A 15,128-nucleotide genomic window follows, 5' to 3' on the forward strand; every position below is an offset into this window, starting at 1 on the left:
CGCTGTCTGATGCCGGGCGCTTAAGCGCCCGGCGTCCCTTCGATTGTTGTCGGTCTGCGCAAGGTGTTAGCGGCCTCGCTACGCTTGTGTGGTGATTTCCGACCCTCCCTAAGAGGTGCACTCCATGCTGCATGGTTATGGCGCAAGCCTGCTTGATGGCGCTTGGCTCACCCTGCAATTGGCCTTGTCATCAATTGCCTTGGCTGTTGTGTTGGGTTTGATTGGCGCGGCTTTCCGTCTGTCGCCGGTGAAATGGATTGCGTTTTTAGGCGAGGTGTACGCCACCGTGGTGCGCGGCATCCCGGATTTAGTGCTGATTCTGCTGTTGTTCTACGGCGGCCAGCAGGTGGTCAACCAAGTCGCCCCGTTGGTGGGCTATGACGACTACATCGACCTCAACCCGTTTATCTCTGGCGTCGGCACCTTAGGTTTTATCTTTGGTGCGTACCTGTCGGAAACCTTCCGCGGCGCCTTTATGGCCATCCCCAAAGGGCAGGCCGAAGCCGGCGTGGCCTATGGCTTAAGCAGCATGCAGGTGTTTTTCCGCATTCTGGTGCCGCAGATGATCCGCTTCGCCATTCCCGGTTTTACCAACAACTGGTTGGTACTCACCAAGGCCACCGCGCTGGTGTCGGTGGTGGGCTTGCAGGATGTGATGTTTAAGGCCAAGCAGGCGGCCGATGCCCTGCGTGAGCCGTTTACTTTTTATTTGGCTGTGGCGGCGGCCTATCTGGTGCTCACCAGTGTGTCGCTATTGGCCCTGCGTTATCTGGAAAAACGCTACAGCGCTGGCGTTAAGGCGGCCGAACTATGATGCTCGACTTCGACGTAATCTGGGCCAGCCTGCCGCTGTTCTTCAGTGGGCTTAAAGTCACCCTTGAACTGCTGCTGATCGCTTTGGGCGTGGGCCTGCTGCTGGCCGTGCCGCTGGCTTTGATGCGGGTATCGAAGAACCCGCTGATCAACTTCCCAGCATGGCTGTACACCTATGTGATTCGCGGCACGCCGATGCTGGTGCAGCTGTTTTTGATCTACTACGGCTTGGGTCAGTTTGAAGCCGTGCGCGAAAGCTGGGCGTGGCCTTGGCTGTCGCAGGCCAGCTTCTGTGCTTGGTTAGCCTTTGCAATTAACACCAGTGCCTACACCGCCGAGATTCTTGCTGGCAGCTTGAAGGCCACCCCCGGCGGCGAAATTGAAGCGGCCAAAGCCATCGGCATGCCGCGCCTGATGATGTACCGCCGCATTGTGCTGCCCTCGGCGCTGCGCCGTGCGCTGCCGCAGTACAGCAACGAAGTGATCATGATGCTGCACACCACCTCGCTGGCTTCGCTGGTGACCTTAGTGGATATCACCGGCGCGGCGCGCACGGTGAACTCGCAGTACTACATGCCGTTTGAGGCGTTTATTACTGCAGCGGTGTTCTACCTGTGTTTGACCTTCTGTTTGGTGCGCTTGTTTAAGCACTTAGAAGGCCGCTACTTAGCCTACTTGGCGCCGCGCAAGGCCTAACCGTGCAGCGTATCGATCATCCCCTGCCGTGGGGCAGCCTAGGCACCAAGCGCACGCTCAGCGTGTTCCGCTTTGGTGACGCCGCCGCCCCACGCAAGGCCTATATCCAAGCCAGCCTGCATGCTGATGAGTTGCCCGGCATGCGCGTGGCGTGGGCGCTTAAAAAGCGCTTGCAGGTGCTGGAAGCGGCGGGGCAGATCAGCGGATGTATCGAGCTGGTGCCGGTAGCCAATCCGATTGGTTTGGCACAAGCGGTGTACGCCCAGCAGCAAGGTCGTTTTGAGCTGGGTAGCGGCAGTAACTTTAACCGTGACTTTGCCGATTTAGCGGCCTTAGTGGCCGAGCGCCTTGAGGGCCAGTTAAGTGATGAGGCTGCGGCTAACGTCGCGCTGATCCGCCAAGCCATGCGTGACGCGCTGGCTACCTTGCCGCCGGCGGGTAGCGAGCTAGAAGGCCTACGCCGCTTGCTGCTCAGTCACGCCTGCGATGCCGATGTGGTGCTCGATCTGCACTGTGATTTTGAATCCATCCTGCTGCTCTACACCTTGCCGCAGCTGTGGCCGCAGATTGAGCCTTTAGCGCAGCGCTTAGGCGCGGGCATGACCTTGCTGGCCGAAGATTCGGGCGGTTTCTCCTTTGATGAAGCCTGCTCGTTGCCGTGGGCGCGTTTAGCGGCGCGCTTTGCTGAGCAACCGATTCCTTTGGCATGCGCGGCAGCAACCCTAGAGTTGCGTGGCATGTTGGATACTGATGCAGAACAAGCCGCAGCCGATGCCGAGGCGATTTTGGCTTACTTGGCTGAGCAAGGTTTGCTCACCGGGCAATGGCCGGCGCGCGCACAAGACGCCGCCCCGGCGTGCCCGTTTGCTGGCGCCGATTACCTGCTCGCTCCGCATGCTGGTGTGGTGAGTTTTCTCAAGCCGCTGGGCGCCTGGGTAAAGCAGGGCGAGGCGGTGTTTGAAGTGGTAGACCCGATTACCGATCGCGTCAGTGTGGTGACCAGCCGCACCGACGGGGTGCTTTATGCCCGCGAGCGTTTGCGATACGCCTTGCCGGGTTTGTGGCTGGCCAAAGTGGCTGGTGAAAAGACGCTGCGTCACGGACGTCTGCTCAGCGATTAATGCGAGAAATGACCATGTACAAACTCGAAGTTCACGATTTGCACAAGCGCTACGGCAGCCACGAGGTGCTTAAAGGCGTCACCCTCACCGCCAAGGCGGGCGATGTGACCAGCATTATCGGCTCCAGCGGCTCGGGCAAGAGCACCTTCCTGCGCTGCATTAACCTGCTGGAGCAGCCGTACGAAGGGCGCATTGTGCTCAACGGCGAAGAGCTCAAGCTGGTGAAGAACAAGCACGGCGAACTAAAAGCCGCCGATGCCAAACAGTTGGCGCGTATTCGCTCGCGTTTGGCCATGGTGTTTCAGCACTTCAATTTGTGGTCACACATGACCGCGCTGGAAAACATCATCGAAGCGCCGGTGCATGTGCTTGGCGTGTCGAAGAAAGAAGCGCTGGAAAAAGCGGAGTATTACTTGAACAAGGTCGGCGTCGCGCATCGCAAAGATGCCTATCCTGCGCATATGTCCGGCGGCGAGCAGCAGCGTGTGGCGATTGCTCGTGCGCTGGCCGTGGAGCCGGAAGTGATGCTGTTTGATGAGCCCACCTCGGCGCTCGACCCGGAGCTGGTCGGCGAAGTGCTTAAAGTCATGCGTGACTTGGCCGAAGAAGGTCGCACTATGGTGGTGGTCACTCACGAAATGGGCTTTGCCCGCGAAGTGTCGAACCAGCTGATCTTCTTGCATCAAGGCCGTGTCGAAGAACAAGGTTGCCCGCGTGAAGTGTTGGCCAATCCGAGTTCGCAACGACTGCAACAATTTCTCACCGGTAGCCTAAAGTAAGCACATGCCCATTAAACGCATCGGATTCCTCGTTTGGCCTAGCACCCGGCCGCTGACCCTAGCCCTGCTGGATGAAGCGCTGCGGGTGGCTGCGCGCGTGAGCAAGGAGTCGGCGTTGCATTGCAGCTGGTGGGTGGCCGAAGGCGACGCCAGCAGCATGAGCTTTCCGGGTATCGAATTTGCCCCATTGCCCAGCTCGCTAGAAGGCTACGATCGCTTGATCGTGCTGGCTGACGAGCCCATGGCGCAGCTGCCCACCGCCACTGCCAATGCGGTGCGCCAAGCAGCGCGTGCCTCGGTACCGTTAACCGCGATCTCGGCGGGGGTGTACGTGTTGGCCCAGCTGGGCTTGCTCGACGGTGTGCGCACCGCCGTGCACTGGCGTTGGCAAGACGACTTTGCCGAACGCTTCCCTAAGGTGATCGCTACCACGCATTTGTTTGAGTGGGAAAAGCACCGCGTCACCGCCTGCGGTGGCATGGCCACGCTGGATTTGGCACTGGCCTTGTTAGGCCGCGAATTTGGCGGCGAGCTGGCAGGTTCGGTGTCGGAAGAGTTAGTGGTCGAGCGCATCCGCGATGGCGGCGAACGGCAGCGCATTCCGCTGCGCAATCGCTTGGGCTCGTCGCACCCTAAGCTCACCCAAGCGGTGATGCTGATGGAAGCCAATATCGAAGAACCGCTCACCACCGACGAAATCGCCACACACGTGTGCGTGTCGCGTCGCCAGCTCGAGCGCATCTTCAAGCAATACTTAAATCGCGTGCCCAGCCAGTACTACTTAGAGCTGCGCTTAAACCGCGCGCGCAAGTTACTGCTGCAAACCAGCAAGTCGATTATTCAGATTGGCCTGTCGTGCGGCTTCTCTTCTGGGCCGCACTTCTCGAGCGCTTATCGCAATTTCTTTGGCGTCACTCCGCGTGACGACCGTAATCAGCGTCGCGCCAGTGGTGCGGTTGAGGGTGTGGCGGCGCTGCCGCCCGAGCAATAACGCGGCTGAGCGCTGATATGTCGGCGTTGCCACGGTTGGCTTAAATCTCGCTGTTATTGGCCGATCTGCGGTTTAATGGCAGCCCTGCGAGGGGCTGCAGCCTAGGAGGCGCTGATTGAATCGGCGAACGGCTTAAGCACAAGGCGTACGGAGCGCAGCAACCGAGACATACCTTGTGGTAGGTGAGGTTGCGAGCACCGCACAACGCCGTGATTAAGTCGTGCAGGCATTCAAGCAATGCCTCCTTAGCTATTGGCGCGGAAAAAGCCCGCTGTAATAAGTTGTCGCATGGCGGCAAGGCTCGCCGCAAACCAGTCCCTACAATCATTAAATCCACTGTCAACGCTTGCGACAGGAGCTAGCAATGTCCGTATCTGATATGCCGGTGCAACGCGCCGATTTTGACCAAGTAATGGTCCCCAACTACGCCCCTGCGGCGTTTATTCCCGTGCGTGGCGAAGGCTCGCGTGTGTGGGATCAGAGCGGGCGTGAGCTGATCGATTTCGCCGGCGGCATCGCCGTGACCGTGCTGGGCCACAACCACCCCAAGCTGGTGGCAGCGCTCACCGAGCAAGCGAAAAAAATCTGGCACGTCTCTAACGTGCTGACCAACGAGCCAGCCCTGCGTTTAGCCAAGAAGCTGACCAGCGCCACCTTCGCTGACAAAGTGTTTTTCGCCAATTCCGGCGCGGAAGCCAACGAAGCCGCCTTCAAGCTGGCGCGCCGTTATGCGCACGACAAGTTCGGCCCTGAAAAGCACGAAATCATCGCCGCGACGAACAGCTTCCACGGCCGCACCCTGTTTACCGTGACCGTTGGCGGTCAGCCGAAGTATTCCGATGGTTTCGGCCCTAAGCTCGAAGGCATCAGCCATGTGCCGTTTAATGATTTGGAAGCCTTAAAGGCGCAGATCTCGGATAAAACCTGCGCTGTGGTGTTGGAGCCCGTGCAAGGCGAGAGCGGCATTCTGCCGGCCGATGCCGAGTACCTCAAAGCCGTGCGTGAGCTGTGTAACCAGCACAACGCGCTGCTGGTGTTCGATGAAGTGCAAACCGGCATGGGCCGTAGCGGCCACCTGTATGCCTACCAGCATTACGGTGTGACGCCGGACATCCTTTCCAGCGCTAAGAGCCTGGGCGGTGGTTTCCCCATCGGCGCCATCCTTACCACCAACGAGATTGCCGCGCACTTTGGTGTGGGCACCCACGGCAGCACCTACGGCGGTAACCCACTGGGCTGCGCGGTGGCTGAGGCCGTATTCGATGTGGTCAATACGCCGGAATGTTTGGCCGGTGTGGCCGAACGTCATGCGCGCTTTAAAGCAGGGCTTGAGGCGATCAATGCTAAATACGGCGTTTTCCAGACCGTGCGCGGTTTGGGCCTGTTGATCGGCTGCCCGCTGGTCGAGGCCTACAAAGGCCGCGCCAAAGACTTTATGAGCGCCGCCGAAGCCGAAGGCTTGATGGTGCTGCAAGCCAGCCCAGACGTTGTGCGTTTGGCGCCGAGCTTAGTGATCACGAACGAAGAAATTGACGAGGGCCTCGCGCGCCTCGAACGTGCGGTGGCCAAGGTCGTCGCCGGTTGATTTTGCAATAGACCGGGCAGGAGCCAGCGCTCCTGCCCATTTTGGGAGGAATGCCAATGCTGGTGATGCGCCCTGCGCAACTGTCTGATCTGGCGCAAGTCCGCAAACTGGCCGCTGCTAGTTTGATCGGCGTGACGTCGCTGCCGGATGATGACGAACGCCTGCGCGAGAAAATCCTGGCCTCAGAGGCCTCGTTCACTTCGGATGTGAGCTTCAACGGCGAAGAAAGCTATTTCTTCGTGCTCGAAGACTTAACCCGTGGTGAGCTGGTCGGCTGTAGCGGCATTGTCGCCTCGGCGGGGTATTCCGAACCTTTTTACAGCTTCCGTAACGAGACGTTCGTGCACGCCTCGCGTGAGCTGAAAATCCACAACAAGATTCATGTGCTGTCGCTGTGCCACGACCTGACCGGCAATAGCCTGCTGACCTCGTTCTTCGTCGAGCCCGGCGCCGCCGCTCAGCACGATGCCGCTGCCGAGCTGAACTCGCGCTCGCGCTTGCTGTTCGTCGCTACCCACCCGGAGCGCTTTGCCGATTCGGTGGTGGTCGAGATCGTCGGCTTTAGTGACGAGCAAGGCCAGTCGCCGTTTTGGGATGCCGTGGGCAAGAACTTCTTCGACATGAGCTACGAAGAGGCCGAAGTGCTGTGCGGGCAAAAGAGCCGCACCTTCTTGGCCGAGCTGATGCCCAGTTACCCCATCTATGTGCCGCTGCTCTCCGATGCCGCGCAAGAGTCCATGGGCCAAGTGCATCCCGGTGCCGAGATCAACTTCGACATCCTCATGCGCGAAGGCTTCGAGACCGATCACTACATCGATATTTTCGACGGTGGCCCAACCTTGCATGCACGCTGCGACAGCATTCGCTCCATCGCGCAAAGCCGTTTGGCGGCGGTAATGGTGGGCGAGCCGAGTGCCAATGGCCGGCCGTATCTGGTCGCGCACGGGCGCTTGCAAGATTTCCGCGCCATCGTCGCGACCCTCGACTGGGCTCCCGGTCGTCCCGTCACCTTAAGTGCGGCGCAAGCCGAAGCACTGGGGGTGGAGAAAGGCTCCAACGTTCGCCTGGTGGCGGTGTAAGAGGTCCCTATGATTGTTCGTCCTGCCAAACTGAGCGACCTGCCAGCCTTAATTGAGCTGGCCAAAAGCACCGGCGTCGGCGTGACCAGCCTGCCGGCTAACGAAGACCGCCTTGGCGCGCGTCTGGCCTGGGCTGAAAAAGCCTTTGCCGGCCAAGCCGAGATGGCCGACTGCGACTACTTGTTCGTGCTCGAAGACGATGCCGGCAAAGTGCATGGCATCAGTGGCCTGATCGCCGCCGTGGGTTTGCGTGAACCTTGGTACAACTACCGCGTGGGCTTAACCGTGAGCGCCTCGCAAGAGCTGGGCATTCACCGGCAGATCCCTACGCTGTTCTTGGCCAACGACTTAACCGGCCATTCCGAGCTGTGCTCGCTGTTTGTCCATCCGGATTCGCGTACCGGCTTAAATGGCCGGCTGATTTCTAAGTCGCGCTTCTTGTTTATGGCCGAGTTCCCCGAGCTATTTGGCGACAAAGTGATCGCCGAAATGCGCGGCATGTCGGATGAAGAGGGCAAGTCGCCGTTCTGGGAAAGCCTCGGTAGGCACTTCTTCAAAATGGAATTCTCCCAAGCCGATTACCTAACCGGCGTGGGCAACAAGGCGTTTATCGCCGAGTTGATGCCCAAGTTCCCGCTCTACACCTGCTTCTTAGACGAGCAAGCGCGTGAGGTGATCGGCAAGGTACACCCGCAAACCGAGCCCGCGCTGGCCATGCTTAACGGCGAAGGCTTCCGCTATCAGGGCTATGTCGACATCTTCGATGCGGGCCCGGCGATTGAGTGCGAGCGCAGTCAGATTCGCGCGGTGCGCGACTCGCAAGTGCTGGTGCTGCAAGTGGGTTCGCTGGGTGACGATGCCAAACCGTATTTAATTTCTAACCGCAGTCGCGAAGGCTGCCGCATTACTGCGGCGTCGGCGAAAGTGGCTGCAGGCACGCTGGTGGTGGATGCCGCCACCGCACGCCGTTTACAGATGTCCGCTGGTAGCTCGGTGCGTGCCGTGCCGCTGTCAGCGCGGGAGGCCTAATTGATGTCTACGCATTTTATTGCTGGCCAGTGGCAGATCGGCCACGGTGCGCCGCTACAGTCGCTCAACCCGGTTAGCCAAGCCCTGCTGTGGCAAGGGCTGGAAGCCGACAGCACGCAAGTCGATAGTGCCGTTAAAGCTGCTCGTGCCGCGTTCCCCGCTTGGGCGCGCTTATCGGTAGAAGCCCGTATCGAGTATTTAGAGCGCTTTGCCGCCGAGCTGAAAAACCGCAGTGCCGATATGGCGCAAGCGATTGGCGAAGAAACCGGCAAGCCGCTGTGGGAATCCGCCACAGAAGTCACCAGCATGGTCAACAAGGTGGCGATCTCGGTCACCGCCTACCGCGAACGCACTGGCGAGCGTGGCGCGCCGCTGGGCGATGCGCAAAGCGTGCTGCGCCATAAGCCGCATGGCGTGGTGGCGGTGTTTGGCCCGTATAACTTCCCTGGCCACTTGCCCAATGGGCACATCGTGCCGGCGCTGTTGGCGGGTAACACAGTAGTGTTTAAACCCAGTGAGTTGACCCCGCGCGTGGCCGAGCTGACCGTGCGCTGCTGGCAAGCCGCTGGTCTGCCCGATGGCGTGCTCAACTTAGTGCAAGGCGCGCGCGATACCGGTATTGCGCTGGCCAGTCATGCCGATATCGACGGCTTATTCTTCACTGGCTCCAGCAGCACCGGCAAGATTCTGCACCAGCAGTTTGCTGGCGCACCGCAGAAAATTCTCGCTCTCGAGATGGGCGGCAATAACGCGCTGATCGTCGAAGAGATGCCCGATCTGGATGCTGCGGTGTACACCATTATCCAGTCGGCGTTTATCTCCGCCGGGCAGCGCTGCACCTGTGCGCGCCGCCTGCTGGTGCCGCAAGGCGCGTGGGGCGACAGCCTGCTGGCGCGCTTGGCCGAAGTGGCGCGCACCATCAAGGTCGGCCGCTTTGATGATGCCGATGCGCCGTTTATGGGCTCGGTGATTTCCCTTAAAGCCGCTGCCGACTTGCTTGCCGCGCAAAGCCGCCTACAAGCCGCCGGCGCGACTAGCCTGCTGGCGATGACGCAGCCAGAAGCCAATGCCGCGCTGCTGACCCCCGGCATTATTGATGTGACCTCCGTAAAAGGTCGTGAGGACGAAGAGTTCTTCGGGCCGCTGCTGCAAGTGATTCGCTATGCCGATTTCGACGCGGCGATTGCCGAGGCTAACAACACCCGCTTTGGCTTGGCCGCTGGCCTGCTGTCGCCCTCGCGTGAGCGCTACGAGCAGTTCTTGCTAGAAAGCCGTGCCGGCATCGTCAACTGGAACAAGCAACTGACCGGCGCTGCCAGTAGCGCGCCGTTTGGCGGCATTGGCGCCTCGGGCAACCACCGCGCCAGTGCGTATTACGCAGCCGATTACTGTGCTTACCCCGTTGCCTCGTTGGAAGCTGATAGCGTCAGCCTGCCGGCGACCCTGACCCCCGGAGTGACGTTGTGATGAACGCTTATGAAGTGAATTTCGACGGCTTAGTGGGCCCTACCCACAACTACGGTGGTTTGTCGTACGGCAACGTGGCCTCGCAGAGCAACTCGCAGGCGGTCTCCAACCCGCGCGAGGCGGCTAAGCAAGGTTTGGCCAAGATGAAGGCGCTGAAAGACATGGGCTTTCAGCAAGGCGTGCTCGCCCCGCAAGAGCGCCCCGATGTTGGCACTCTGCGCGCGCTGGGCTTTACCGGCAGCGATGCGCAAGTGATCGAAAAGGCCGCAAAAGAAGCTATGCCGCTGTTAGTGGCCTGCTCGTCGGCCTCCAGCATGTGGACGGCCAACGCCGCCACCGTGAGCCCGAGTGCCGATACCGCCGACGGCAAGGTGCACTTCACCGCGGCGAACCTGAACTGCAAGTTTCACCGCTCGATCGAGCATCCGGTGACTTCGCGCATCTTGGGCGCCATGTTCGCCAACGAGCAGCACTTCGCCCATCACGCCGCGCTGCCTGCGGTGGGTCAGTTTGGTGATGAAGGTGCGGCCAATCACACGCGCTTCTGCAACGGTTACGGCAATCCGGGCGTCGAATTCTTCGTCTTCGGTCGCAGCGCGTTTGACCCGCGCTACCCCGCGCCGCAGCGCTACCCCGCGCGACAAACGCTGGAAGCCTGTCAGGCCGTGGCGCGTTTGCACGGCCTTAACGACGCCGGCGTGGTGTATGCCCAACAGAATCCGGCGGTGATCGACCAAGGCGTGTTCCATAACGACGTGATCGCCGTGGGCAATGCCGAGCTGCTGTTCTATCACGAAGAAGCCTTCCTCGACACCGACAAGACGCTCGATGAGCTGCGCAACAAACTCGCCGTAGTGGGTGGCCAGTTCACTCACCTGTGTGTGCCGAGCAGTGCAGTCAGCGTGCAAGATGCGGTCAAGTCGTACCTGTTCAACAGCCAGCTGCTCTGTCGCGCCGATGGTCGCATGATGCTGGTGGTGCCGGATGAGTGCCGGCAGAACGCTAGCGTGTGGGCGTACCTGCAAGAGCAAACCAGCGGCAACGGCCCGATTGCGGAAGTTAAAGTGTTCGACCTAAAGCAAAGCATGCAAAACGGCGGCGGCCCCGCTTGCCTGCGTTTGCGTGTGGCGCTGAACGAGCAAGAGCTGGCGGCGGTTAACCCTAAGGTGCTGATGAACGACCAACTGCACGACACGCTTGTCGCGTGGGTCGACAAACATTACCGTGACCGCCTCAGTGAAACCGACTTGGCCGATCCGCAATTACTTATCGAGTGCCGTACCGCATTGGATGAGCTAACGCAGATTTTGGGCCTCGGTTCGGTGTACCCATTCCAGCGCGTTTAATGAAGAGATTCTGATATGGAAAGCTTGCCGATCCTGCTTGAAGACCAAACTGGCGAACAGCGTTCGACCCACACTGCACGCTTAGGCATTCGCTTGAATGACCGCGACCTGTGGCTGGAGTCCGATGGCAAAGGCGGCTTGGTGATCTACGCCGAAGCCCACGAAAGCGACGACGAAATCCCCGTGTTGGTGGTCAAGCCGCAAGCGGTGAACCAGCTCAACTTAAGCGTGGCGCTGGAGCCCGCCGAAGGTGAGGAGTGTTTGCCCGACTGCGGTTGTGACGATCACCAACATAGCCACTAGACTGATACCTACCAGCCGGCACTCATGCGGTGCCGGCGTTCACTGCGCGGTGCTTGCCGTCAGCAGGCGGCCACCGAGTGACGGGCATTGCCCGTCTGCCAAGGAGGAAGCCCCATGCTGTCACTGGGCAAGTTTCTCGAACTGTCGCTGACTGGCCGTGAGCCGTGCGAAAAAATCCAACTTAATGCCGAAAGCACCCGCCTGCACTGGCGCGGTGAAGGTGTGCTGGAAGTCGTCCCGCCGTCAGCGAGTGACTGCGGTCGCGACTTGATTCTCTCTGCTGGTATTCACGGCAACGAAACCGCTCCCATCGAACTGCTCGACCGCTTGTTGGTGCGCATCGCCAGCAATCAGCTCAAGGTCGGTACGCGGGTGCTGTTTGTGCTCGGCAATCTTGAAGCCATGCGCAAAGGCGAGCGCTATCTGGCAGAAGACTTAAACCGCTTATTTAGCGGCAAACACGAAATGGCCGAAGGCAGCGAAGCGCTGCGCGCCGATGAGCTGGAAAAATACTGCATCGCTTTCTATCAAGGCGTTGAAAGCAACGGCCACGCCCGCGAGCGGTTGCACTTTGATTTGCACACGGCGATTCGTGGCTCGCGAGTGGAAAAATTCGCCCTGTACCCGTTTGTGGAAGGGCGCGAACTGCCAGAGCGCTCTTTGGCGCGCTTGCAAGCCGGTGCGGTGAATACCGTGCTGAAGCAAAATCGCCACGCCAGCACCTTCTCGGCCTTTACCGCCACGCACTTAGACGCCGAATCGTTCACCTTAGAGCTCGGCAAGGCGCGCCCCTTTGGCCACAACGAAGGAGTGAACCTTGAAGCGCTGGAAGCCATGCTCGCCACGCTTATCAGCGGCGGTGATGTGGACGACAACGCCTACCAGCCAGAGCACACCCAGCTCTACCAAGTGGCGCGCGAGGTGATTAAGCACAGCGAATCGTTCCGCCTGCACTTGGCCGATGACGTGGAAAACTTCACCGAGCTGGAAACCGGCTACCTGCTGGCCGAAGACTGCGGCGAGCGGTTTGTGGTCGAAGAAGCCGGCGCGCGCATCATCTTCCCCAACCCGAGGGTGAAGAATGGCCTGCGTGCGGGCTTGCTGATCGTGCCTGCATAGGCTTTGGGCATCTTTAACTGGCAGCCGCATTGGCGGCTGCTGGGTTTGTTAGGCGACGAAAAGCGCTTTTCTCTAGGTTTTCAAGGCTGTTAGGCCCGTGCACGGCTCAACAAAGTACGCCTATAATGCGCGTCTTTGTTTTTTCGCCGCCGTTTGCGCGTGTCTGCTCGGAAAGGATCTATGAAAAGCGCTGAAATCCGTGAAGCCTTCTTGCGTTTCTTTGAAGAAAAGGGCCATGCCCGTGTTGCCTCTAGTTCACTGATTCCGGCCAACGACCCGACCCTGCTGTTCACCAACGCCGGGATGAATCAGTTTAAAGACTGTTTCTTGGGTCTTGAGAAGCGCGCCTACACCCGCGCCACCACCAGCCAAAAGTGCGTGCGTGCCGGTGGCAAGCACAACGATTTGGAAAACGTCGGTTACACCGCACGTCACCACACCTTCTTTGAAATGCTGGGTAACTTCAGCTTTGGCGACTACTTCAAGCGTGACGCCATCCACTATGCGTGGGAATTTCTCACCAGCGAACAGTGGCTGAACCTGCCCAAAGACAAGCTCTGGGTCACCGTCTACGCCAGCGATGACGAAGCCTATGACATCTGGACGCAAGAAGTCGGCATCCCTGCAGAACGCATGGTGCGTATCGGCGACAACAAAGGCGCGCCGTATGCCTCGGACAACTTCTGGGCGATGGGTGACACTGGTCCGTGCGGCCCGTGCACCGAAATCTTCTTCGACCACGGCGAACACATCTGGGGCGGCCCGCCTGGCTCGCCAGAAGAAGACGGCGACCGCTATATCGAAATTTGGAACAACGTGTTCATGCAGTTCAACCGCACCGCCGATGGCGTGATGCACCCGCTGCCAGCACCCTCGGTGGATACCGGTATGGGCCTGGAGCGCATCAGCGCCGTGCTGCAGCATGTGAACTCCAACTACGAGATCGACCTGTTCCAAAGCCTGCTTAACGCCGCCGCTCAAGCCATCGGCTGCGCCAATGAAGGCCAGGCCTCGCTGAAAGTGGTCGCCGACCATATTCGTTCGTGCAGCTTCTTGATTGCCGATGGCGTCACGCCGTCCAACGAAGGTCGTGGCTATGTGCTGCGCCGCATCATTCGTCGCGCTTGCCGTCACGGTAACAAGCTGGGTGCGCAGGGTGCCTTCTTCCACAAGATCGTCGCCGCGCTGGTGGCCGAAATGGGCGATGCCTATGCCGAGCTGAAAAGCCAGCAAGGGCAGATCGAGCGCGTACTGAAAACCGAAGAAGAACAGTTCGCCAAGACGCTCGACCAAGGCCTGAAAATTCTTGAGCAAGACTTGGCCGGCCTGAAAGGCCAAGTGATCCCCGGTGATGTGGTGTTCAAGCTGTACGACACCTACGGCTTCCCGGTGGATTTGACCGCCGACATCGCCCGCGAGCGAGAGCTGTCGATTGACGAAGCCGGCTTCGAGCGTGAGATGGAAGCGCAGCGTGAGCGCGCGCGCTCGGCCAGCAACTTTGGTCTCGACTACAACAGCTTGGTGAAAGTTGATGCCGACACCCGTTTCGACGGTTACACCGCCGTGGCTGGCAGCGGCACCATCGTGGCCCTGTTTAAAGACGGCCAAGCGGTTGAGCAAATCAATGAAGGCGAGCAGGGCGTTGTGGTGCTGGATGCCACGCCGTTCTATGCCGAGTCCGGTGGCCAAGTGGGCGACTGCGGCACCTTAACCGGCGCTGGCGTACGTTTCGACGTGCGCGACACCACCAAAGCCGGCGGCGCGCATTTGCACCACGGCATTGTGGCGCAAGGTAGCCTGAGTGTCGGTGCCAGCGTGAAGGCCGATGTGGCCGCGCAGGTGCGTCACGCCACCGCGCTCAATCACTCTGCCACCCACTTGCTGCACGCCGCGCTGCGTAATGTGCTGGGTGAGCATGTGCAACAGAAAGGCTCGTTGGTGGATAGCCAGCGCCTGCGCTTTGATTTCAGCCATTTCGAGGCCATCAAGCCCGAGCAGATCAAGGCACTGGAAGCGCAGGTGAATGCCGAGATTCGCAAGAACAGCGCGGTAGAAACCGAAGTTACCGATATCGATGCCGCCAAAGCCAAAGGCGCTATGGCGCTGTTTGGTGAGAAGTACGGCGACAGCGTGCGTGTGCTGACCATGGGCGGCGGTTATTCGGTCGAGCTGTGTGGTGGTATTCATGCGCAGCGCACCGGCGACATCGGCCTGATCAAAATTATTAGCGAAGGCGGCGTAGCCGCTGGCGTGCGCCGTATCGAAGCGGTGACCGGCGAAGCCGCACTGGCGTACTTAAACGGCGCCGAAGACACCCTCAAAGAAGCCGCTGGCTTGGTCAAAGGCAGCCGCGACAATCTGCTCGATAAGCTCGGCGCGCTGCTCGATCGCAATCGTCAGCTGGAAAAAGAGCTCGAGCAGCTCAAGGCTAAGGCTGCTAGCGCCGCTGGCGATGATCTGGCCGGCCAAGCTAAAGACATTAATGGCGTGAAAGTACTCGCCGTGCAGCTCGACGGTTTAGACGGCAAAGCCTTGCTGGCGCTGGTCGATCAGTTGAAAAACAAGCTGGGCAGTGCGGTGATTTTGCTCGGCAGCGTGGCTGACGACAAAGTCGTGCTGGTCGCCGGCGTAACACAAGATTTGACCAAGCAATTCAAAGCCGGCGACTTGATGAAGCAAGCCGCTGCCGCTGTTGGCGGTAAAGGCGGCGGTCGTCCGGATATGGCGCAAGGGGGCGGTACCGATGCCGCCGCCTTGCCGCAAGCACTGGCGCTGGCTGAGGCCTTCGTCGCCGGTTGAT

General features: G+C 59.8%; 13 protein-coding genes. All 13 read left to right on the forward strand.

What is annotated here, in order from left to right:
• The first annotated feature begins 124 nt into the window (after positions 1–124).
• The 13 genes from BMX80_RS02300 (at position 125) to alaS (ending at position 15,127) form a co-directional block, all read left to right on the forward strand.
• On the forward strand, positions 125–814 hold the full coding sequence (locus tag BMX80_RS02300; RefSeq protein ID WP_074864635.1) for an ABC transporter permease: 690 nt from the start codon (positions 125–127) through the stop codon (positions 812–814).
• Entirely contained in the window at positions 811–1,509 is a 699-nt protein-coding gene (locus tag BMX80_RS02305; RefSeq protein ID WP_074864638.1) for an ABC transporter permease, read from the forward strand. The genes BMX80_RS02300 and BMX80_RS02305 overlap by 4 nt, the downstream gene beginning before the upstream one ends.
• Before the next feature lie 2 nt (positions 1,510–1,511).
• Entirely contained in the window at positions 1,512–2,630 is a 1,119-nt protein-coding gene (locus tag BMX80_RS02310; RefSeq protein WP_074864641.1) for a succinylglutamate desuccinylase/aspartoacylase family protein, read from the forward strand.
• A gap of 14 nt (positions 2,631–2,644) precedes the next feature.
• Entirely contained in the window at positions 2,645–3,409 is a 765-nt protein-coding gene (locus BMX80_RS02315) for an ABC transporter ATP-binding protein (protein ID WP_071872156.1), read from the forward strand.
• Between the two features lie 4 nt (positions 3,410–3,413).
• Positions 3,414–4,400, forward strand: a complete 987-nt coding sequence (locus tag BMX80_RS02320) for a GlxA family transcriptional regulator (RefSeq protein ID WP_074864644.1) — start codon at positions 3,414–3,416, stop codon at positions 4,398–4,400.
• Between the two features lie 364 nt (positions 4,401–4,764).
• The gene (locus tag BMX80_RS02325; protein ID WP_074864647.1) at positions 4,765–5,985 is read left to right on the forward strand and encodes an aspartate aminotransferase family protein; all 1,221 of its coding nucleotides are present in this window, start codon (positions 4,765–4,767) and stop codon (positions 5,983–5,985) included.
• Positions 5,986–6,041: 56 nt separating this feature from the next.
• Positions 6,042–7,064 (forward strand): arginine/ornithine succinyltransferase subunit alpha, encoded by a 1,023-nt coding sequence (gene aruF / locus BMX80_RS02330; RefSeq protein ID WP_074864650.1) that lies wholly within the window; start codon positions 6,042–6,044, stop codon positions 7,062–7,064.
• Positions 7,065–7,073: 9 nt separating this feature from the next.
• A complete protein-coding gene (astA, locus tag BMX80_RS02335) occupies positions 7,074–8,093 on the forward strand; it encodes an arginine N-succinyltransferase (RefSeq protein WP_074864653.1) in 1,020 nt (339 codons plus the stop codon).
• Positions 8,094–9,560 (forward strand): succinylglutamate-semialdehyde dehydrogenase, encoded by a 1,467-nt coding sequence (gene astD / locus BMX80_RS02340; protein ID WP_175474871.1) that lies wholly within the window; start codon positions 8,094–8,096, stop codon positions 9,558–9,560.
• Entirely contained in the window at positions 9,560–10,906 is a 1,347-nt protein-coding gene (gene astB / locus BMX80_RS02345) for an N-succinylarginine dihydrolase (protein ID WP_074864659.1), read from the forward strand. The genes astD and astB overlap by 1 nt, the downstream gene beginning before the upstream one ends.
• 15 nt (positions 10,907–10,921) lie before the next feature.
• A complete protein-coding gene (locus BMX80_RS02350; protein WP_074864664.1) occupies positions 10,922–11,209 on the forward strand; it encodes a GTPase in 288 nt (95 codons plus the stop codon).
• A 114-nt stretch (positions 11,210–11,323) separates the two neighbouring features.
• Positions 11,324–12,328 carry a succinylglutamate desuccinylase gene (gene astE / locus BMX80_RS02355; RefSeq protein ID WP_074864667.1) on the forward strand — a complete coding sequence of 335 codons (1,005 nt, stop codon included), beginning with the start codon at positions 11,324–11,326 and terminating at the stop codon, positions 12,326–12,328.
• Positions 12,329–12,508: 180 nt separating this feature from the next.
• The gene (gene alaS, locus BMX80_RS02360; RefSeq protein WP_074864670.1) at positions 12,509–15,127 is read left to right on the forward strand and encodes an alanine--tRNA ligase; all 2,619 of its coding nucleotides are present in this window, start codon (positions 12,509–12,511) and stop codon (positions 15,125–15,127) included.
• Position 15,128 lies beyond the last annotated feature (1 nt).

The organism is Atopomonas hussainii, assembly GCF_900109735.1.
Taxonomy (GTDB): Bacteria; Pseudomonadota; Gammaproteobacteria; order Pseudomonadales; family Pseudomonadaceae; genus Atopomonas; species Atopomonas hussainii.

Bases quoted from the DNA above. Each gene is read 5' to 3' on its own strand.
- BMX80_RS02300 (WP_074864635.1), top strand. From the start codon at position 125: ATGCTGCATGGTTATGGCGCAAGCCTGCTTGATGGCGCTTGGCTCACC.
- BMX80_RS02305 (WP_074864638.1), top strand. From the start codon at position 811: ATGATGCTCGACTTCGACGTAATCTGGGCCAGCCTGCCGCTGTTCTTC.
- BMX80_RS02315 (WP_071872156.1), top strand. From the start codon at position 2,645: ATGTACAAACTCGAAGTTCACGATTTGCACAAGCGCTACGGCAGCCAC.
- BMX80_RS02320 (WP_074864644.1), top strand. From the start codon at position 3,414: ATGCCCATTAAACGCATCGGATTCCTCGTTTGGCCTAGCACCCGGCCG.
- BMX80_RS02325 (WP_074864647.1), top strand. From the start codon at position 4,765: ATGTCCGTATCTGATATGCCGGTGCAACGCGCCGATTTTGACCAAGTA.
- aruF (WP_074864650.1), top strand. From the start codon at position 6,042: ATGCTGGTGATGCGCCCTGCGCAACTGTCTGATCTGGCGCAAGTCCGC.
- astA (WP_074864653.1), top strand. From the start codon at position 7,074: ATGATTGTTCGTCCTGCCAAACTGAGCGACCTGCCAGCCTTAATTGAG.
- astB (WP_074864659.1), top strand. From the start codon at position 9,560: ATGAACGCTTATGAAGTGAATTTCGACGGCTTAGTGGGCCCTACCCAC.
- BMX80_RS02350 (WP_074864664.1), top strand. From the start codon at position 10,922: ATGGAAAGCTTGCCGATCCTGCTTGAAGACCAAACTGGCGAACAGCGT.
- astE (WP_074864667.1), top strand. From the start codon at position 11,324: ATGCTGTCACTGGGCAAGTTTCTCGAACTGTCGCTGACTGGCCGTGAG.
- alaS (WP_074864670.1), top strand. From the start codon at position 12,509: ATGAAAAGCGCTGAAATCCGTGAAGCCTTCTTGCGTTTCTTTGAAGAA.